This is a genomic window from Roseibium sp. SCP14, assembly GCF_040329475.1.
Lineage (GTDB): Bacteria > Pseudomonadota > Alphaproteobacteria > Rhizobiales > Stappiaceae > Roseibium.
Genome location: NZ_JBDZYH010000011.1, coordinates 41,779 through 60,832, shown reverse-complemented (window position 1 = coordinate 60,832; position 19,054 = coordinate 41,779). Strand labels below are relative to the sequence as shown.

The 19,054-nt window shown below is 58.1% G+C and carries 23 protein-coding genes; 14 read left to right on the top strand and 9 right to left on the bottom strand.

What is annotated here, in order from left to right; genetic code table 11:
• Positions 1–170: 170 nt before the first annotated feature.
• Together ABLQ08_RS28855 and ABLQ08_RS28850 are read left to right on the top strand one after the other, a co-directional pair.
• Positions 171–644, top strand: a complete 474-nt coding sequence (locus ABLQ08_RS28855; RefSeq protein ID WP_352949776.1) for a GNAT family N-acetyltransferase — start codon at positions 171–173, stop codon at positions 642–644.
• A 78-nt stretch (positions 645–722) separates the two neighbouring features.
• Positions 723–2,249 (top strand): YifB family Mg chelatase-like AAA ATPase, encoded by a 1,527-nt coding sequence (locus ABLQ08_RS28850; protein ID WP_352949774.1) that lies wholly within the window; start codon positions 723–725, stop codon positions 2,247–2,249.
• An 18-nt stretch (positions 2,250–2,267) separates the two neighbouring features.
• On the opposite strand, the gene ABLQ08_RS28845 is transcribed toward ABLQ08_RS28850, so the two are convergent.
• The gene (locus tag ABLQ08_RS28845) at positions 2,268–2,711 is read right to left on the bottom strand and encodes a hypothetical protein (RefSeq protein WP_352949772.1); all 444 of its coding nucleotides are present in this window, start codon (positions 2,709–2,711) and stop codon (positions 2,268–2,270) included.
• Between the two features lie 164 nt (positions 2,712–2,875).
• Here ABLQ08_RS28845 and ABLQ08_RS28840 point away from each other — a divergent pair, with 164 nt between their 5' ends.
• The 3 genes from ABLQ08_RS28840 (at position 2,876) to ABLQ08_RS28830 (ending at position 4,897) form a co-directional block, all read left to right on the top strand.
• Positions 2,876–3,886, top strand: a complete 1,011-nt coding sequence (locus ABLQ08_RS28840; protein ID WP_352949770.1) for an ADP-ribosylglycohydrolase family protein — start codon at positions 2,876–2,878, stop codon at positions 3,884–3,886.
• Positions 3,887–3,976: 90 nt separating this feature from the next.
• A complete protein-coding gene (locus tag ABLQ08_RS28835) occupies positions 3,977–4,294 on the top strand; it encodes a heavy metal-binding domain-containing protein (protein ID WP_352949768.1) in 318 nt (105 codons plus the stop codon).
• Positions 4,295–4,303: 9 nt separating this feature from the next.
• On the top strand, positions 4,304–4,897 hold the full coding sequence (locus tag ABLQ08_RS28830; protein ID WP_352949766.1) for a GNAT family N-acetyltransferase: 594 nt from the start codon (positions 4,304–4,306) through the stop codon (positions 4,895–4,897).
• 20 nt (positions 4,898–4,917) lie between these two features.
• On the opposite strand, the gene ABLQ08_RS28825 is transcribed toward ABLQ08_RS28830, so the two are convergent.
• The 4 genes from ABLQ08_RS28825 to dut all read right to left on the bottom strand — a co-directional run bounded on the left by ABLQ08_RS28825 (position 4,918) and on the right by dut (position 7,688).
• Entirely contained in the window at positions 4,918–5,451 is a 534-nt protein-coding gene (locus ABLQ08_RS28825; RefSeq protein WP_352949765.1) for a DUF2199 domain-containing protein, read from the bottom strand.
• Positions 5,452–5,454: 3 nt separating this feature from the next.
• The gene (cysK, locus tag ABLQ08_RS28820) at positions 5,455–6,414 is read right to left on the bottom strand and encodes a cysteine synthase A (protein ID WP_352949764.1); all 960 of its coding nucleotides are present in this window, start codon (positions 6,412–6,414) and stop codon (positions 5,455–5,457) included.
• Between the two features lie 141 nt (positions 6,415–6,555).
• Positions 6,556–7,215: an HAD family hydrolase gene (locus ABLQ08_RS28815; protein WP_352949762.1), complete on the bottom strand. Its 660-nt coding sequence runs from the start codon at positions 7,213–7,215 to the stop codon at positions 6,556–6,558.
• Positions 7,216–7,238: 23 nt separating this feature from the next.
• Positions 7,239–7,688 (bottom strand): dUTP diphosphatase, encoded by a 450-nt coding sequence (dut, locus tag ABLQ08_RS28810; RefSeq protein ID WP_352950032.1) that lies wholly within the window; start codon positions 7,686–7,688, stop codon positions 7,239–7,241.
• 187 nt (positions 7,689–7,875) lie between these two features.
• Between dut and ABLQ08_RS28805 the strand changes: the two genes are divergently transcribed.
• From ABLQ08_RS28805 to ABLQ08_RS28795, 3 genes are all read left to right on the top strand, one after another.
• Complete coding sequence (locus tag ABLQ08_RS28805; RefSeq protein WP_352949760.1) at positions 7,876–8,295, top strand: hypothetical protein; 420 nt, start codon at positions 7,876–7,878, stop codon at positions 8,293–8,295.
• Positions 8,296–8,315: 20 nt separating this feature from the next.
• The gene (locus ABLQ08_RS28800; protein WP_352949758.1) at positions 8,316–8,897 is read left to right on the top strand and encodes an OmpA family protein; all 582 of its coding nucleotides are present in this window, start codon (positions 8,316–8,318) and stop codon (positions 8,895–8,897) included.
• Between the two features lie 194 nt (positions 8,898–9,091).
• The gene (locus ABLQ08_RS28795) at positions 9,092–9,874 is read left to right on the top strand and encodes a DODA-type extradiol aromatic ring-opening family dioxygenase (protein ID WP_352949756.1); all 783 of its coding nucleotides are present in this window, start codon (positions 9,092–9,094) and stop codon (positions 9,872–9,874) included.
• A 32-nt stretch (positions 9,875–9,906) separates the two neighbouring features.
• Here ABLQ08_RS28795 and coaBC read toward each other — a convergent pair whose 3' ends face one another.
• Together coaBC and ABLQ08_RS28785 are read right to left on the bottom strand one after the other, a co-directional pair.
• The gene (gene coaBC / locus ABLQ08_RS28790) at positions 9,907–11,142 is read right to left on the bottom strand and encodes a bifunctional phosphopantothenoylcysteine decarboxylase/phosphopantothenate--cysteine ligase CoaBC (RefSeq protein WP_352949754.1); all 1,236 of its coding nucleotides are present in this window, start codon (positions 11,140–11,142) and stop codon (positions 9,907–9,909) included.
• A gap of 18 nt (positions 11,143–11,160) precedes the next feature.
• Positions 11,161–12,378, bottom strand: a complete 1,218-nt coding sequence (locus ABLQ08_RS28785) for a penicillin-binding protein activator (protein WP_352949752.1) — start codon at positions 12,376–12,378, stop codon at positions 11,161–11,163.
• A gap of 198 nt (positions 12,379–12,576) precedes the next feature.
• Between ABLQ08_RS28785 and rsmI the strand changes: the two genes are divergently transcribed.
• The 3 genes from rsmI (at position 12,577) to gshB (ending at position 14,974) form a co-directional block, all read left to right on the top strand.
• Positions 12,577–13,491 (top strand): 16S rRNA (cytidine(1402)-2'-O)-methyltransferase, encoded by a 915-nt coding sequence (gene rsmI / locus ABLQ08_RS28780; RefSeq protein WP_352949750.1) that lies wholly within the window; start codon positions 12,577–12,579, stop codon positions 13,489–13,491.
• Between the two features lie 2 nt (positions 13,492–13,493).
• Positions 13,494–13,880, top strand: a complete 387-nt coding sequence (locus tag ABLQ08_RS28775; RefSeq protein WP_352949748.1) for a YraN family protein — start codon at positions 13,494–13,496, stop codon at positions 13,878–13,880.
• Positions 13,881–14,029: 149 nt separating this feature from the next.
• The gene (gene gshB, locus ABLQ08_RS28770; RefSeq protein ID WP_352949746.1) at positions 14,030–14,974 is read left to right on the top strand and encodes a glutathione synthase; all 945 of its coding nucleotides are present in this window, start codon (positions 14,030–14,032) and stop codon (positions 14,972–14,974) included.
• Between the two features lie 329 nt (positions 14,975–15,303).
• On the opposite strand, the gene hppD is transcribed toward gshB, so the two are convergent.
• A complete protein-coding gene (hppD, locus tag ABLQ08_RS28765; protein WP_352949744.1) occupies positions 15,304–16,416 on the bottom strand; it encodes a 4-hydroxyphenylpyruvate dioxygenase in 1,113 nt (370 codons plus the stop codon).
• A gap of 128 nt (positions 16,417–16,544) precedes the next feature.
• Here hppD and ABLQ08_RS28760 point away from each other — a divergent pair, with 128 nt between their 5' ends.
• Together ABLQ08_RS28760 and ABLQ08_RS28755 are read left to right on the top strand one after the other, a co-directional pair.
• Positions 16,545–17,012, top strand: coding sequence for an Lrp/AsnC family transcriptional regulator (locus ABLQ08_RS28760; RefSeq protein WP_352949742.1), 468 nt, complete (start codon positions 16,545–16,547; stop codon positions 17,010–17,012).
• Between the two features lie 50 nt (positions 17,013–17,062).
• Positions 17,063–17,515, top strand: coding sequence for a hypothetical protein (locus ABLQ08_RS28755; protein WP_352949740.1), 453 nt, complete (start codon positions 17,063–17,065; stop codon positions 17,513–17,515).
• Here ABLQ08_RS28755 and ABLQ08_RS28750 read toward each other — a convergent pair.
• Entirely contained in the window at positions 17,512–18,051 is a 540-nt protein-coding gene (locus ABLQ08_RS28750; RefSeq protein WP_352949738.1) for a hypothetical protein, read from the bottom strand. The two genes, ABLQ08_RS28755 and ABLQ08_RS28750, sit on opposite strands and share 4 nt — an antisense overlap.
• A 162-nt stretch (positions 18,052–18,213) precedes the next feature.
• Between ABLQ08_RS28750 and ABLQ08_RS28745 the strand changes: the two genes are divergently transcribed.
• Complete coding sequence (locus ABLQ08_RS28745; protein WP_352949736.1) at positions 18,214–18,966, top strand: tellurite resistance TerB family protein; 753 nt, start codon at positions 18,214–18,216, stop codon at positions 18,964–18,966.
• The last annotated feature ends 88 nt before the right edge of the window (positions 18,967–19,054 follow it).

Below are 19,054 nucleotides of genomic sequence, written 5' to 3'. Positions count from 1 at the left end.
AATATCCGGGCAATTGTGTTCCGGCATCTTTCCGAGTGAGAATTTGTTTTTGAGCTTCGCGAACGCTCGGCTCCCCCATTCTCAAACTTGCAATATGAGGTTGCGAAGGTTGCAACCTGTGGGCATGTTCGGGCTTTGAGAGGCAAAATACAATTGGATTCGACAAAGACATGATCGTCAGGAAGGCCACACGCGTCGATGCGGACGCCATGAGCGCAGTCTTGGTGGAAATCTTCGAAGAATGGGGCAGCGACAGGCAAAGCGATCCCGAGTTCGTGACCGCATACTATATCGAGCACCTTGACAATGTGCGTTGCTCGGTGATTTCAGACGATGAAGGCAACGTCTTCGGCTTTCAGGCCCTGAAAATGGCAACTGATGGCAACATGTTCGACCTGCCCGTCGGCTGGGGCATTATCGGCACCTATGTCAGCTTGTCCTCTAGCAGAAAGGGCGCCGGCTCCGCGCTCTTCGCCTCATCGCTTGAAGCGGCCAGACAAGCCGGGCTGCAAAACATCGACGCGACCATCGGCAAGACCAACACCATTGGGCAGGCCTACTATGAGGCAATGGGATTTCGGACTTACCGCGAACTGCCAAGTGTTGTTGGCAAATGTTTCAAGGTGTTAGCGCAGATCGAGTGACGATTGTTCCGTCTTTGTTCTTGCATCATTTTACGAGATATGCTTCGCTTGGCTACATCTCAAGGTAGAGGGCAGTTTATGGTCAGTCGCGTTACGACGGTTGCGTTTCAGGGGATTGAAGCTGTGCAGGTGGATGTGCAGGTGCATGTCGGACCGGGCATGGTGGCCTTCACCATCGTCGGTCTGCCGGACAAGGCGGTCGCGGAAAGCCGGGAACGTGTGCGCGCGGCGCTCTCCGCCTCCGGATTGGCGCTGCCGGCCAAGCGCGTCACCGTCAATCTGGCCCCCGCCGATCTGCCCAAGGAAGGGTCTCATTATGATCTGCCGATTGCGCTCGGTGTGATGGCGGCGATCGGTGCAATTCCCGGTGAGTTTCTGGAAAACTTTGTGGTTCTGGGCGAACTTGGTCTCGATGGCACGTTGGCACCGGTGACCGGAGTTCTGCCCGCAGCCATGGGTGCAAATGCGCTCGGAAAAGGTCTGATCTGTCCGCAGGAAAGCGGCGGCGAGGCGGCCTGGGCTGACAGTGACATGGATATTCTGGCACCACGCTCCCTGATCCAGCTGGCCAATCACTTCAAGGGAACTCAGGTGCTCTCCAGGCCCACCGCGAAACTGCATGGCAACGCTGGTCCATTGCCGGATCTTGCCGAAGTCAAAGGGCAGGAAAGCGCCAGACGAGCATTGGAAATTGCCGCTGCCGGTGGACATAATCTGCTTATGACTGGCCCTCCGGGGTCCGGAAAATCCATGCTGGCGAGCCGGCTGCCCTCGATCCTTCCGCCTTTAACCCCGCGCGAATTGCTGGAAGTTTCAATGATTGCTTCCCTTGCCGGAGAGCTCGCCGAAGGAAAACTCACCGACCGGCGCCCGTTCCGGTCTCCGCACCATTCCGCGTCGATGGCGGCATTGGTTGGCGGCGGCCTGCGGGCAAAGCCCGGTGAAGTGTCGCTCGCCCATCACGGGGTCCTGTTTCTCGATGAGCTGCCGGAGTTCAATCCGCAGGTTCTCGACAGCTTGCGCCAACCGCTTGAAACCGGCGAAGCGGTGATTGCACGGGCGAACCACCGGGTCACCTATCCGGCGCGCATTCAGCTTGTCGCTGCCATGAACCCGTGCCGCTGCGGGCACGCAGGCGAGCCCGGCCATCAGTGCCGCCGGGGGGAGCGCTGTGTGAGTGAATATCAGGCACGGGTCTCAGGTCCGTTCCTGGACAGGATCGATCTTCGGATCGATGTTCCGGCGGTCACGGCAGCCGATCTGATCGGCCCGGCGGAAGCGGAACCCTCCGCTGTTGTGGCGGAACGGGTGGCTGAAGCACGTCGGATCCAGGAAAGGCGCTTCTTCGATCTCGGCATTGCCTGCCGCACCAATGCCCAGGCGCCTGCCTCAGTCGTTGAAGCGATGGCTCAACCGGATGCCAAGGGTCTTGCTTTTCTGCGCGATGCCGCCGAAACGCTCCAACTGAGCGCGCGCGGATACCACCGCGTTCTCAAGCTTGCCCGTACGCTCGCCGATCTTGATAGCGTGGACGAAGTCAGTCGGATTCATCTGGCAGAAGCCTTGAGTTATCGGGGCCAGGATGCATCGCGACTGGCTGCATAACGGCTGGTCGGCCGACCCCTACTGACAGACATACTGTATCTGGACGCCATCCTCAGTCTGGGCGATGACGCCGCCCTGAACCAGATAGAATGTCGCGTGGGTGGCGCGATGGGCCTGGCCGTTGACCACAATGCCGCCAGTGCCCTGACCACCGACCATATTCGGCGCTTCGATATGGACAATGGCGCCACCACCCTGGAATTCGCCCATGAGCACAAGCGTACCGGGTATTTGCGCTGCCTGACCGCGCCGTATCATCAAGTTAAGCTGCTGGCGCAATCCTGCAGCACCCTGGGGTACTGCGGACGCGTATTGAAACAACTGAACTTCGAAGACGCCGGCGAACGGAATGCCCTGATAAGTCGTCTGACACTGCATGCGCGAAATCAGCAAGCCCTGTGCGCTGCCCGCCGAAACCCAGAAAACAAGTGTAAGCGATAGAAGAAGCGATTTGACGGACATGGAGGCACCTCACCTACTCTGGAAAGCCTTTCGATAGTCCTTTGAAGCGCTCAGATTACCACAATGGGTGATCGCGGAGTACGGTGCGGAAAGTTGCGATGGTCACGAGATCATCCCTCGGCCGTTCGAGAAGCTGAACCGAAGCCCGAACCAGGAGAAACAGATTGCAGATTGCTTGCGAAGAAACAAAAGACCGGGCCAAAGGCTGTCTGTTCGGACAGCTGGCAGGAGACTCGCTCGGTTCGCTTGTCGAATTCAAAAACGCTTCAAAAATAGCAAAGCTCTATCCGGAGGGTGTTCGGGATCTGAAGGACGGCGGCACCTTCAATCTAATCGCCGGTCAGCCGACGGATGACAGCGAGATGGCCCTGGCTCTTGCCCGAACCATTGTTCAGTATGGCACTTTTGACCCGGACAGAGTGGCGGAAGCCTATATCCGTTGGTGGATGTCGGCACCGTTTGACATCGGCTTCACGACGAAATCTGCAATCATTGCGCTGTCGAACGGAAAAAGAGCGGTGTCCGGCAGTCAGGCCAACGGGGCGTTGATGCGTGTCAGTCCGATCGGCGTGTTCGCGGCGGGAACCCCGGCCGAAGCTGCGACCGCAGGAGCGTTGGACGCTGCACTGACCCATCCTCATCCCGTCTGCCAGTCGGCAAGCGCGGCCTTTGCCGCAGCGATTTCTGTGGGAGTAGCTGGAGCGGATGCCGAAGCCATGTGGCAGACCGCAAACGAGTATGCAGACCATCACCCTGAATCGGAACCGGGCGCGGCAGCTGTTCGCGAGCGTCTGGACCTGGCAAGAACGAATCCTCCACCTGAGTTTTTCGATCAGATGGGGTGGGTCCTGACGGCGTTTCAGAACGCCTTTTTTCATCTGCTGTCCGGCATCACTTTCGAAGAGGCAGTGGTCTCGACCGTTGGCAATGGGGGCGACACGGACACCAACGCGGCCATCTGCGGCGCGTTGCTGGGTGCGGCTCAGGGTCAGTCGGCAGTTCCCAGACGCTGGATCGACAAGATAGAGGATTGCCGGCCATCGGGCAGAGAAGCTGTTGTGCATCCCAGACCTCAAGAATACTGGCCGACAGACGCGGCTGAATTGGCTGAAGCCCTTCTATCGGTGCGTTTGCGGGAGAAATCCCGAGGCCAGCATCGACAAAGGCTCCCTTGATTCCGTGGGTATTCCTACAGACATGGCATTCTTGCATTGCGTTCGCCCGGTTCCCATGTGTCCAAAGGCAAAGGACTAAGGAGACATGGCATGCTGGTGACGACGACGAATTCCGTTCAGGGCAAGGACATTGACTACAAGGGGCTGGTGACCGGCGAGGCGATCCTGGGCGCCAACCTGTTCAAGGATCTCTTTGCCGGAATTCGGGACATTGTCGGCGGTCGCTCCGCTGCTTACGAGGAAGAGTTGGCAAAGGCTCGTCAGATCGCTCTGGATGAAATGTGCTCCCGCGCGCAAACACTTGGCGGCAATGCCGTGATCGGTGTCGATCTCGATTATGAGACCGTTGGCCAAAACGGGTCGATGCTGATGGTCAGCGCAACGGGCACTGCGGTTTATCTCCGCTAACATTCTGCAATGCCGGTCGAATTCCACATTGAAAGAGGGTTTCCGGAAGACCAGCGGGCAACTGCTGCGCGCCTCTTCTGGCAGGCCTTCCGTGGCAAGTTGGGCAAGATCCTGGCCCCTGAGACCAAAGCGCTCAAGCTTTGCGAATTACTCCTGAACCAGGAGTTCGCCTTGAGTGCACTGGGCCCAGAGGGCGAATTGCTCGGCATGGCCGGTTTCAAAACCGATGAAGGTGCGCTTGTTGACGGAACCCTGGAGGACATGCGCTCCGTCTACGGCCTCTGGGGTGGTTTCTGGCGCGGCCTGGTACTGGATGTTCTGGAGCGGGAAGCAACGCCGGACCAGTTGCTGATGGACGGTATCTTCGTTTCCGAAAAAGCGCGCGGACAAGGTATCGGGACGGCCCTGTTGGAAGCGGTTTTTGAAGAAGCCAGGCAGCGAGGTCTTTCAAGTGTCCGTTTGGACGTGATCGACACCAATCCTCGGGCGCGTGCGCTTTATGAGCGTGCCGGTTTTCAGGCGATAGGGAACGAGGAGACAGGCCCGTTCAGGCATGTGTTCGGATTCTCTTCCTCTACCAGGATGGAAAGACAGGTTTGTTGAACACCTTTCGGCAAAAGCTCTTAATTGCCATGAGTTAGCAGAACGGCCAGCTCCACCGCACGCTCCCAGGAAATGCCTTCACGCTGATCTATGGCAAGTGGATGATCCTGATCGTCGTGTATTTTCAGCTCAGGGCGTTCATTGCCCCACACAACGTCGGTTGCGAGGCTGGCATGATCCGTATCCTTCGATGAATACCCGGGCATCGATACAGCGAGCCAGCCAAATGAACGGTCACCAGTTTGATCCTGCTCATAAGTCTCGACGTAACGGTCGAAACTTTCCTTGCTTTGAGACACCCACACGCCCCAGAGAAAGCTGTCGCCGGAGCCGTTTATCGGAATCTCGAGCGTCGTCCGGATAAAGTATGTCTCATTGTCCACGACACATAGGTCACTGTTCAGCAAAACCCGCTCAGCGCGCTCTTCTTCGGAAATATCGCAAATGAATGAAGGTTCGTTGAATGCGAATGACGGCCCGCCTTCGTGAATTTCTCCACAGCAGGCGCATTTGAAGGAGAAGCTCTTCTTCTGGCCGTCAATCGCAATTGTCATTGGTTACAGGCCTTCAAAGAGGGCCGTTGTCAGGTAGCGCTCGGCAAAGGACGGGATGATGACTACGATGTTCTTGCCTTCCATATCGTCCCGCTGGCCGACGCGGATAGCGGCCGCCAAAGCAGCACCGGAGGAAATGCCCACCGGAATGCCTTCCGTCTTGGCAATTTCGCGTGCCATGGCGAAAGCGTCTTCGTTGGCAACGGTCTGGACTTCATCAAAGACGGACGTGTCCAGAACCCCCGGAACGAAGCCGGCGCCAATGCCCTGGATCTTGTGTGGACCCGGCTCACCGCCTGAAAGAACCGGGCTGTCTTCCGGCTCGACGGCAACGACACGAAGGTCCGGCTTGCGCTGTTTCAGCACCTGGGAGACGCCAGTGATCGTGCCACCGGTACCGATACCGGACACGAACACGTCAATGCCGCCATCGGTGTCGTTCCAGATCTCTTCAGCCGTGGTGTTGCGGTGGATCTCGGGGTTGGCCGGGTTCTCAAACTGCTGCGGGATCACCGCATTGTCGATCTCGCCGAGAAGTTCTTCTGCGCGCGCAATCGCACCTTTCATACCCTTCGGGCCTTCCGTGAGTTCCAGCTCGGCCCCGAGGATCTTGAACATCTTGCGCCGTTCGACCGACATGGTTTCCGGCATGACAAGGATCAGCCGATAGCCTTTGGCGGCGGCAACGAAGGCAAGCGCGATGCCCGTGTTGCCGGAAGTCGGTTCGATCAAGGTGGTCTTGCCCGGTTCGATCCGGCCGTCCTGTTCCATCGCTTCGATCATGGCAACGCCAATGCGGTCCTTGACGCTGGAGATCGGATTGAAGAATTCCAGCTTGGCAAGCAGGTTGCCCTTGACGCCATGGGCCTTGGCAAGACGATCCAGCCGCACGATCGGCGTATCGCCGATGGTTTCGGTAATGGAGGAATAGATCTTCCCGCGGCCGCTTGTCGTCATTGTCATGGTATTCTCCCTGTAAAACGGCTTTTCTTCCGTCCGCATTCAAGTCATTCGGTGGGCTAAGATAGTATGGGCTCTTGAAAGTTTTAAGGGGTGCAAAGTCCCTTTGAAGAGCGTCCCGTAAAACCTTTTTCCAGAAAATCCCTAACTGTTGGAAAAGAGAAGATCCGGCAATTCCGCCATATGTTCAAACAGGATACCGCCTGCATCCGTCATGGCTTGCCGGTCGCAGGAAGGGTCTTCGACAAAGGCGAAAACCTGCATGCCGGCCGCACGCGCTGCCCTGACCCCCGGAAGACTGTCTTCCACGACAACGCAGTTTTCCGGAGTGTGACCCATGGTGCGGGCCCCCAGCAGGAACACATCAGGCGCCGGCTTGCCGCGTTCGCAGTCCTGGGCGGAAAACAGTTTGCCTTTCAGCCGGGGCAACAAACCCGAACTGCCGAGCGTTGCGTTCATCTTCGCGTATTTTCCGGAAGAACCGACGCAATAGGGCACACCGCGATTGTCCAGATCATCGAGGACGGCCTCGATGCCGTTGATCGCTGGTACTCCGGCCTTGAAGCTTTCAAGGTCGCGTTCGCGTACCTGGTCGGGCCAGTTGGCTGGCAGTTCCCGGCCAATCAGCTCCTCGACCATTTCCTTCACGTTTTCCAGCGTCCGGCCCATGAAGCGCCGCTGGCATTCCGGTCCGGTGATCGGATAGCCGAGATCCGTGACCAGATCGGCCATGTTCTGATTGGTCATGCGTTCCGTGTCGACGAGAACACCGTCGCAATCGAAAATGACGAGACTGGGAGACATTCCGTATCCTTGAAAAATGGGGTTCAGCCGCGGCCGGTGGAGCCGAAACCGCCGCTGCCGCGTTCTGTTTCGGGCAGCGTGTTGACCTCGCGGATATCAGCCTGGAGCACAGGTGCAACAACCATCTGCGCGATGCGCTCGCCGCGGGTGATTTCGAAAGGCTCTTTGCCGAGATTGATCAGGATGACCTTGACCTCGCCCCGGTAGTCCGCGTCGATGGTGCCGGGCGTGTTCAGGACGGTAACGCCGTGCTTGGCGGCAAGGCCGGAGCGTGGTCTCACCTGGGCTTCGAAACCGGCGGGCAGCGCCATGGCAAGTCCGGTCGGAACGAGCGTGCGTTCACCAGGGGCCAACGTGAGGCTGGTTTCAACGGCTGCCAGCAGGTCAAGTCCGGCGGCCAGCGCGGATTGGTAGGCTGGCAGGGGCAGGTCCTTGCCATGGTCGAGGCGTTTCAGTTCCAGTGTGACGGTCATTGCAAAATTCCGGCTGTTCGATCCAGCGGTGAGTGACGATATTCGCCGGCCTGTGTCAAGAACGACGGCTTGCACGAGACTTGCCATAAATACCAACTACCTACTTGAAGTCGTTGTCATCTCCTGAAACACTCTGCCGCATCGTAAATTTATCTGGGGCGCAGACCCCGGTTGGGAGATTTACAATATGAGACGTTTGATTTTTGCATTCACAACAGGTGTTCTTTTAGCAACCGCCCCGGCGGCTTTTGCGCAAACAGTGGGCTTCGCAGAAGCAATCAAGATTTTGTCGGTCAGCTGCGGCAAGGATATCGACAAATTCTGCAAGTCCGCCACACTCGCCAACAACGGCATCGGCAAATGTCTGGATGAAAACCAGGCGAAGGTCTCACAGAAATGCAATGCGGACCGTGAGGTTGTCGCATCTCTTATTCAGGAACGCCTCGCTGCCCAGGCTGCAGCCCCCAAGATCTGCGATCGGGATGCTGCCCAGTACTGTAAGGGCGTGAAAGCGGGTGCCGGACACATTCTGCGTTGCCTCCTCAAGGCGCAGCCGTCCGTCAGCGCCAAATGCAACACCGCCATTGACCTGGCCGGATACCGCTAATACCTGTTTGGAGAATTTCCATGTACAAGACCCTTCTGGCCGGTATTTCGGCTGCAATCCTTGCCGTTTCGGTCTCCGGCGCATCTGCGCAGACCAAGCTCAGCCGCAACGAGATCATCAACTCGCTTCAGGGCGCGCAGCAGGAAGTCGATGTCAGCGCCGACGATCTGCAGAAAGCGGCTTTCGAAAACATCCAGAAATATCCTGGTGCCAATTCTCCCGGCAACCTGCCGCTGTGGGACAAGCTGGCGTCCCTGCGCCAGTTCAACGTCGAAATCACCTTCGACCTGAACTCGGCGCGCATCAAGCCGGAGTCTTATGAGACCGTTGGATTGATCGCCGACGCCCTGCACACGCCTTATCTTCAGGGGCAGACCTTCTACATTGTCGGCCACACGGATGCGACGGGTACGCGTGAATACAATCTCGAACTCTCGATCAAACGTGCCAAATCGGTTCGCGAGGCGCTGGTGACCACGTTCCAGGTTCCGGCGGAGTACTTGCAGGCCGTCGGTCTCGGCGAAGAGCAGCTGCGCGATCCGTCCAAGCCGGATTCGGGCATCAATCGCCGCGTTCAGTTGATCAACGTCGGTTACCGGTAAGCGGTCGGATGAAACTTCGAAAGTGATTTGAATGCGTCCGCTCCCGGCTTCGGGGGCGGATTTTCTGTTTCCTGGCTGAAATCGATTGTTCCCGAATATGGAACAGGCCTTCTCCAAAAACTGAACTTCTGATCGGGCGTTCGATCCCTATCCTTTTAAGGACCTGAAGATTTCAGCCCAATGGAGATATCCGCATGCCGGTGGCAAGCATTCCACCCGTATTTGTTGCTCATGGCGCGCCAACCCTGGCACTGGAGGAAACATCGGCGAGCCGTTTCCTGAAAAGTTTTGCGCAGACACAGGCCATACCGGCAGGAATTCTGATCCTGTCTGCCCACTGGGAGACGGAAGGTCTGAAACTGTCGTCCCCGGGCCCCTTGCGCACAATCCATGATTTCCGCGGATTTCCACCAGCTCTTTACGAACTCCAGTATCCCGCGCGTACTGACGAGGATCAGGTCGATGAAGCCGCCAAACTGCTTGAAGCCGCAGGTTATGATGTGGAGCTCGACAGCAGCTGGGGACTGGATCATGGGGCTTGGGTGCCGCTTTCGCTTGCCTTTCCGCAGGCCAACATTCCGGTAACCGCCTTGTCACTGCCAAATGACAGCACACCGGAATCCGTCTTCGCCCTCGGTCGCGTGCTCGCACCGTTAAAGGAGCAGGGGATCCTGATCGTAGGCTCCGGCAGCACAACGCACAATCTGCGCGAGATCTATCCGCAAGGAGCTGAAGCCCCTGAATGGGCGCAGAAATTCGACCATTGGCTGGATGAGGGGCTGAAAGCAGGATCAATCGACTACTTCCAGGATCTGGAAAAAGCCCCGGGCTTTCGCCGGAACCATCCGACTGAGGAACACCTTCTGCCACTGTTCTTCACCTTCGGAGCGGCCGGTGAAAAGGCGAATCCGGAACTGCTGCACAGAAGCTATGAATATGGTTCGCTCAGCATGAGCTACTACCGCTTCGCTGCCTGAAGCGGTTCAGATGAGCTCGAATGCTTGTTGCTTCAGGAGCCGGATGGGTTCTTGAGGGCCTCGGCGGCGCGCGCAATGATCTGGCGTGCCACGTCGGCCTTGTCCATCTGTGGCCAGTCTTCAACGCCGGACTTGCTCACCAGGCGAACCGTGTTGGCATCGCCGCCCATGATCCCGGTCTCGGGACTGACGTCATTGGCGATGATCCAGTCGGCGTTCTTCCGTTCAAGCTTGGAGCGGGCATTCTTCAAAAGGTTCTGGGTTTCCGCGGCAAAGCCGATCAGAAGACGGGGACGCAGCTTCTCGTGATGGCCGACGGTCGACAGGATGTCCGGGTTTTCGACCAGATTGAGCGCAGGTGGTTTCCCGCTGCCGTCCTTCTTGATCTTCTGCCTGCCTTCCGAAGCAACGCGCCAATCGGCGACGGCAGCCGCCATGATCGCGATGTCGGCCGGCAGGTTTGTCTCCACCGCCTGCAGCATTTCTGCAGCGGACTCCACCGAAATGACTTTGATGTTGTCGGGATCAGGCAGACCGACCGGGCCGGAGACAAGCGTGACCCGTGCACCAGCAGCGTAAGCGGCTTCGGCAAGGGCGTGTCCCTGTTTGCCGGAAGAACGATTGGCTATGTAGCGGACCGGGTCGATCGGCTCGTGGGTAGGACCGGACGTGATCAGCACATGTTTTCCGGCAAGCGGCAGCTCGCCACTTTCCGCCTGATTGTCCCGGAGCACGGCTTCGGCAGCTGCAACGATCTCCAGCGGTTCACTCATGCGGCCAACACCTGCCTCGCCACGTTCGGCCATTTCGCCGGAGGCAGGGCCAACGAAACGGACCCCTTGCTGTTCGAGCGTCGTGACATTGCGGGCCGTGGCTGGGTTTTGCCACATCTTCGGGTTCATGGCGGGGGCCACGAGAACGGGTTTGTCCGTGGCCAGCAGGATGGTTGATGCCAGGTCGTCCGCGATGCCATGCGCCATCTTGGCCATCAGATTGGCGGTGGTGGGAGCGATCAGGATCAGGTCATGGTCCCTGGCCAGTCGAATATGGCCGACATCGTGCTCGTCTTCCCTGTCGAAGAGGTTCGTGAACACTTTCTCGGCTGACAGGGCACCTACGGCCAGCGGAGTGATGATTTCCTGCGCCCCGGCGGTCATGACCGGCACGACCCTGGCGCCGCGTTCCTTCAGTCGTCGGATCAGATCCAGCGACTTGTAGGCGGCAATGCCGCCACTGATGATCAGCACGATCTGTTTGCCGCTTAACATCTGAAATCCTTACCTAACCTAGAAACCGGTCCGGAAATCCCTGGGTGCCGGAGAGATGACCTGCGTTCCCTTGCCGGTGACCTGATAAACGGCAAGTCCGCGCTCGTTGAGGCCGTTGGACCTGAACCGGAAAAGGCCGTCAATGCCGATGAAACCATCCGGATTGGTCAGGATGCTCTGCTGGAACCGTTGTGGCCCGGCGGAGCGGATCAGGCCGGCGGCCAACGTGACACCGTCATAAACCAGGCTGGCATTGCGTGGCGGCTGCGATCCGTATGTGCTCTGGTAGCGCTGCGCAAAGGTCTGGAAACCCTTGTCTTCCGGTCCGGCAAACCACGAGCCGGCGAGCACCGGATTGTTCTTGACCTGCGAGGTATCCCATTGCCCGGAGCCGAGCAGCTTGACCTGCCCGAGATTGGCGCCCTGGCTGACGAGGGTCTGGATAACCTGAGCCGGAATGTTGCCGCCTTGCGGAACAAACAGGGCATCGATGTTGTTGAGGACGGATTTCAGCGCGGTTGTCTTGGCAATCAGGTCCGTCGCGTCCGATCCGGTAATCTTGTAGCGTTGAATGGTCGCGATCCGCCCTGCACCGCGCCCGACTTCCTGGCGGAAGGCGGCTTCGACGACAGCACCATAGGCCCCTTCGGGAACCAGGGCTGCGTAGGATTGCTTTTGTTGGCTGTTGGCATAGCCGATGATGCGTTTGACGTCGCTTTCGGGCAGGAAGCTCAACAGATAGACGCCGCGCGTTGCAACGGATGTGTCGGTCGAAAACGCGATGACCGGAACGCCGGTTGCTCTTGCTGCTGACGCAGCGCCCGAAACCGCCGGCGAAAAGACCGGTCCGAGGATCAGTTCAGCACCTTCGGATATCGCGGCCTGCGCCGCAGCCCGTCCGCCTTCGGCCGTGCCGCCGGTATCCTTGACCAGCAGCTGAACGTCCGCATTGGGGAAGTTCTGCAAGGCAAGGGAGGCGGAATTCTTGAACACCGTACCGATGGAGGCGTTGCCGCCCGACAGCGGCAGGAGCAGACCCACACGGACACTTCCTGTGCCGATCACTTCGCCCGTGACCTGCGGCTGACCGGTAGGCTGGATCGTTTCGCCGGGATAAGATCCCAATGTTGACCCCAGACAGCCGCCGAGCAGCATGGTGCTCGCCCCTGCCAACGCGGTCTTCAAAAAGACACGACGGCCCTGTTGCTTGTTTTTGCCCCGCATTGCACTTGCCATATTTATCAATCCATCTTTTGGCAAAGACTTACGTATTCGTTATCAAGATGTCCAGTTTTAGCGCCCCATGAGAGGGAGATCTGCTTGAAGAATAGTGGATTTGCCTTGCATGAGTTGCGTTCAGCAGGTAGCGCAGAAAAAGAATTGCATCACATTGACTGGATAGCCGGTCGAAGAACCGGACTGTAAGGAGGCTTCATGGGGTCGGATACAACCGCCTCGCCCGCGGAAAAAAATCGCTTCAGCCTTGCAGAACATGCCTTGACGGCACCCAATCTGGAACCCGCACTATATATCGTGTCCACGCCGATCGGGAACCTGGGAGACATCACGGTCCGCGCGCTCGAAACTCTGGCAGCAAGCAGTGTCATTGCCTGCGAGGATACACGGGTCACGGCAACCCTTACGCAGAAATTCGGCCTGAAGACCCCGCTCATGCCTTATCATGAGCACAATGCCGACAAGCAGCGCCCGAAGATCCTTGGGGAGCTTTCAAACGGCAGGGCCGTTGCCCTCGTTTCCGACGCCGGCACGCCGCTGGTCTCAGATCCCGGGTACAGGCTGGTGCGGGACGTTGTTGCCGAAGGCTTCGAGGTGATCCCAATTCCTGGCGCATCCGCGCCGCTTGCAGGTCTGGTTGCCTCCGGGCTGCCGAGCGACACAGTGCTCTTTGCCGGGTTTTTGCCGCAGAAAGGCGGTCCGAAGACCAAGCGTCTGGAAGATCTCGCCAAGACGCCGGCGACCCTGATCTTCTTTGAATCTCCCCACCGCACTGCCGCAACGCTTGAACTGATGTCCGAGGTTCTCGGCAGGAACCGGGAAGCGGTCGTCGCGCGTGAACTCACCAAGCGCTTCGAAACATTCGAACGCGGAACGCTGACCGAGCTTGCGCAGCGGTTTTCGGATCAGCAGGTCAAGGGTGAGATCGTTATTCTGGTTGGACCGCCGGAGGAAAGGCCGGAGGCCGAGGCTTCGGATCTCGATGAGTTGTTGAAGGAGGCGCTTGCCGAAATGCCGGTGAGTGCCGCAGCCAAGAAAGTCGCCAAGGCAACCGGCTTGGAACGAAGTGAGGTCTATAAAAGAGCACTCGACCTGAAGTCGGGAGACGGCTGACGATGGCGAGAGACAAGGCGGGCGGAACCGAAAAGCGCCGCCAGGCGCATGCGCGCGGACTGTCGGCCGAATTCTGGGCCGCCTGGTATCTGCGCCTGACCGGATGGCGCATCCTGAAACATCGCTACAAGACCAGAGCCGGCGAAATCGACTTGATCGCCAAGAAACGCAAGACGGTTGCGTTCGTCGAAGTCAAGGCCAGAAGATCTCGCCGTGCGGCAATGGAAGCCGTCACTCCGGCCAGTCAGAAGCGGATTTCGAGGGCGGCGAAGATATTCGTTTCGGAACATCCCAAAGCCGGTTTCTTCACGCTCCGCTTCGACGTGATCGTTGTCCGTCCCTGGGCTTTGCCCGAACGTATCGAAAACGCGTTTGAGGCCTGGGACTAGGTCCGGGCCGGGATGGGCATTTGCCGATATCAGCGTCGTGAAGCACCGGCGATCGACAGCTACTGGACAAAGCAGGATGCGGACCGCATATCTGGACCAACCGATCTGAAATACCCCGCGCAAATCTGCGCCCCGCCGGGAGTCGCCTAATGGCTTTGAAAGTTGCGGTCCAGATGGACCATATCTCCACCATCAACATTGCCGGTGACAGCGCATTCGCGATGATGCTGGAAGCGCAGGCCAGGGGCCATGAACTGTTTCACTATACGCCGGAGCGCCTGGCGCAACGAGGAGATGACGTTTTCTGTGGGCTGGAGCCGGTTCAGGTCCGAGACGAGAAGGGCAATCACTTCACGCTGGGCGAAAGGCAGCGCACGGACATGCGCGACATGGACGTTGTCCTGATGCGCCAGGACCCGCCTTTCGACCTTGCCTACATTGCCGCCACCCACATTCTGGAAAAGATCCATCCCGACACATTGGTGGTCAATGATCCCGCGTCGGTCAGAAATGCGCCGGAGAAGCTGTTCGTTACCGAATTTGCCGATCTGATGCCGCCGACCCTGATCACCAAGGACAGGGCAGAAATCGATCTCTTCCGGGAAGAATACGGCGACATCGTCATGAAGCCGCTGTTCGGCCATGGCGGTGCGGCGGTTTTTCGCATCACCAAAGACGATCTCAATTACGGGTCGCTCTATGATTTCTTCGACGCAACCTTCCGCGAACCCTGGGTGATCCAGCAGTTCCTGCCGAATGTGAAGCACGGCGACAAGCGCATCCTGCTGGTGGACGGTGAATTTGCCGGGGCGGTCAACCGGGTTCCGGCGGAAGGCGATCTGCGTTCCAACATGGTGCGCGGCGGTGCGCCGACCGACAGCGACCTCAGCGAGCGTGAACGCGAAATCTGTGCTCGTCTCGGTCCGTCGTTGCGCGCGAAAGGCCTGATCCTGGTCGGTATCGACGTAATTGACGGCATGCTGACGGAGATCAACGTCACGGCGCCCACGGGCATTCGCGCCATTCGCAATCTCGGCGGTCCCGATGTCGCTGCGATGGTCTGGGATGCGCTGGAAGCCAAGGTGAAAGCCTAGGTCTTCTTACGGGAGGCCAAAAAAAACCTCCGCGCGGGGCACGGAGGTCAGAAGTTTGTGCTTAGACAATGCAACAGAGGGCCTACTCGGCAGCCTCTGTATGGTAAAACCCGTCTGGCGAAATCTTCTTCCGGAAAAATTTTGAAAACTGTGGTCGCGAAGACACAGTATTTAAGCTGCCGGATAGACAAGTTAAGCAATATCAGTGGCTTGCAGCGGTTCACTTTTTGAATCTTTTTTGAAAAAAAGTGCACGTCCCGTCGAAAATAAGAAAAGAGGCCGTCCGCCGGTAACGGAAAACGGCCTCTTTGAGATGTGGTTTGCCGGGATTATTCGGCTGCTTCCGGCTTGATCACGCCGCGGCGGATCTGATCTTCCTCGATCGACTCAAACAGAGCCCGGAAGTTTCCTTCGCCGAAACCTTCATCGCCCTTTCGCTGAATGAATTCGAAGAAAATCGGTCCGATGACGGTCTTTGAAAATATCTGCAGCAGGATCTTGGTCACGCCGCCGTCGATCACCCCTTCGCCGTCGATCAGAATACCGTGACGCTTCATGCGGTCGATCGGCTCGTCGTGTCCGTTCACCCGCTTGTGGGACATTTCATAATAGGTTTCAGGCGGGCCTGGCATGAACTTCAGCTCGTTCGCCGCCAACTTGTCGGTGCTGGCGTAAATGTCGTCCGTGCCCACGGCGATGTGCTGAATGCCCTCACCGTTGTACTTCTTCAGATATTCCTCGATTTGGCTGGTGTCGTCCTTGGACTCGTTCAGCGGAATGCGGATCTTGCCGCACGGGCTCGTGATTGCCCGGCTGACGAGACCGGTGATCCGGCCATCGATGTCGAAGAAGTGGATCTGCTTGAAATTGAACAGATCGCGATAGAAGTCCCACCACTTGTCCATGTTGCCGCGATAGACGTTGTGGGTCAGGTGGTCGAGATAGTAGAAACCGACACCTTCCGGTTTCGGATCAACGTCGCCCAGCCAGTTGAACTCGTCTGAATAGACGGAACCTTTTTCACCATAGGTGTCGACAAAATAGAGCAATGAACCGCCAATGCCGACGATCGCCGGCACATCGACGGTCTTGTCATTGCCTTCATAGGGCGTAGCACCCCGGGCAACGGCATATTCGTAGGTCTTCCGGGCATCGACCACGCGCCAGGCCATGGCCGGCGCACAAGGGCCGTGGACGTCGACGAACTTCATGCCATGGCTGCCGGCTTCCGCGTTCAGCACATAGGTAACGTCACCCTGGCGGTAGAGCGTGATGTTCTTGGTCTTGTGCGTTGCGACCGGTTCAAATCCCATCTTGCGGAAGAGCGTGTCCAGCTTTTCCGGTTCCGGGTGGGCAAACTCGACAAACTCGAAGCCATCGGTTCCTGCCGGGTTTTGTTGTGTTATCCGGGCAGGGGGCGCGTCGTGCGGAAACGGTCCCATGACTGGTCCTCCTTTGAATTGACATTCATTGGAGACAGAATGAAGGGGATGATGCGCAGGGTGTGTGCAATCCACGTGTTTTCGCGTAAACTTACACACATAATGTGCAAGAAAAATGAGATTGACGCATGACTGTTGCGCTCGATGGTTATGATGTGAAATTGCTTGCCGCGTTGCAGGACAATGCGGCGCTGACCAATTCGGAGCTCGGCGACATCATCAGCCTGTCCGCCAGTCAGGTTTCGCGCCGTCGCCAGAAACTGGAAGAGGCAGGGATCATTCGCCGATACAAGGCGGCGCTGAACCCGGAAGCGTTGGGTCTTACGGTAACCGCCTTTGTCGGCGTGACGCTTGGTGCGCACAGCAGGGATAATGCACGCAAGTTTCGCAACATGGTGACGGCCATGCCAGAGGTTCAGGAAGCCCACACGCTGACCGGCGATGTCGACTACATGCTGAAAATCGTGGTGCCCGACCTCAAGGCGCTCAGCCACATCATCAATGACGAACTGCTGCCTCAGGAAGCAGTTCATCACGTGCGATCATCGATTGCCATGGAAACCCTGAAGGACGACAACCTGTTGCCATTGAAATAACGCCTTTTGCCGTCACCAATCCGAAGTGTTCAATTTTCTTCGGAATTTCAATGGCTAACAGATTTGTACCAATATTGGCGGCTGCCGCTCTGGCTGCCGCTGGTGGTTTCGTCATTCACGTCTTCACCGTTGAATGGATCCATGAATGGGTGGCAGGTCAGATGGCCGGAAAGACAGTTCAGTCATCCTGGGACGTGCGCATACCTGCCGCCATCAGTTCCATCGAGATTGGGCTGGCGCTCACCTTTTGCTATGGGCTTCTCAAATACCGGTTTCCGGGTCTTCGCTGGTGGATCGGTGGCCTGGGCCTCGGCTGCCTGATGCTGGCGGTGCAAGGGCGTTTGATCCGCCAGCCCCTGATGAACTGGCTGGTTGGAAATCCGGTTGAAGTCGTGCTGGTGCAGGATGGTATCGCCTGGCTGACCTGGCTGGTCATGGCGCTGACCGTTGCATTCGTCGTTGAGCTGATGCCGATGCGCCATCGCGTTGCGACAGGTGGCTAGAAGCCGAACACCTTCAGCAGGTCCGACCAGAAGTCGTTCCGATGCCCTTCAAGATCTGGGGCAGGTTTCCCCTCGGTATCGGCCAGGCAGACATCTGACCAGCCCTTTTCTGCTGACAACAGGCATTCCTTGTCACTGGTCGGCGTTTCCGAAATGAAGAGACGCATTCCGGCATGGGTCTTGTAGATGAGGACCGGCCTTCGGGTGTTATCGCCGGAAGTAAACACAAATGTCGGGTATTCCGTTCCGCGCGGCAATCCCCGATCCTGTACCGCGTGGACGATCAGTCCCTTGCCTGGGAGCGTATCCCTATCGGACGAAGCCCTGTCGCCCGAGGCCGCCACGCGAAATGCATGAAGTTTCCCTGTGGAACTCTCTCCCGCCGCGACAAGGGCATCCAGGTAAGCGGCTTGAACATCCGGTTCCTGAACTCTGGAATAGCTGTCCGGGTCTTCACCGGAGAGAAATGCCTGAGCCGGAGACGCGAAGGAAAGGATTGCGGTCGTGGCAAGGAGCATGAAAGCAAACTTCGTCAATTCACTGTTCCTGCAGGGGCTTGGCGTGGAGGGAGGGATGAGCCGATCTGAATCGGAAAACTGTATTCAAATGTAACCCAAACTTGCGCAGCTTGCAGAAATTCCCATTTGATAGGGCAAGTGTGATTTGACCTTCTCCGGGTTGTTTTAGGGAGCCAATAGATGTTTGACGCAAAATCCTTGCTGGACCAGTTCCTGGGTGGCCAGTCCGGCAATCAACAAAGTGGTCGCGGCGGTGCGGCCGCCGCAGCGCGTGGCGGTTCCGGCGACCTGCTGTCGCAAGGCAAGGATTTTCTGTCCTCACAAGGTGGTGGTCTGGCGCTCGGCAGCCTTGCCGGGCTGATGCTCGGCACCAAGACCGGTCGCAAGATGGGCAAGAAAGCCGTGACTTATGGTGGTCTGGCGCTGGTCGCCGGTCTCGCCTACAAGGCTTATCAGGGCCACAAGGCCAACCAGCAGAACGCGCCACGGCCGCAATATCCGCAGTATGAACCGATCCCGTTGGAGGCCCCGCGCGGAACCGCCTTTGATCCGGCAGAGCAGCCGGGCGGTGAAAACCAGTTCGCAGTCGCTCTGCTGACGGCGATGATCGCCGCGGCCAAGGCCGACGGTCACATCGACCGCGAAGAACAGGACCGGATCTTTGAGAAGATCGATGAGGCTGGTCTCGACAGTGAAGCAAAGGCCTTCCTGATGGACGAGCTGCGCGCGCCGCTCGATCTCGACAAGGTTGTCGCCTTCGCGACCTGTCCGGAAACGGCGGCCGAAATTTATGCAGCTTCGCGACTGGCCATCGACCCGGACCATCCGGCGGAAAAAGCCTATCTGCAAATGCTTGCCGCGCGGCTGGAACTGGACCCGGGCCTAGTTGACGAGATTGAACTGGCCGTCCGCGAAGCGGAAATGGCCGGCTAGCTGGTCATTCCTGACTTCTTGAGTTCGTGACAACGCGTCTCCCTCCGGCACGATGCCGGTGATTTTCAACGGCGATTGAACCAGAGCC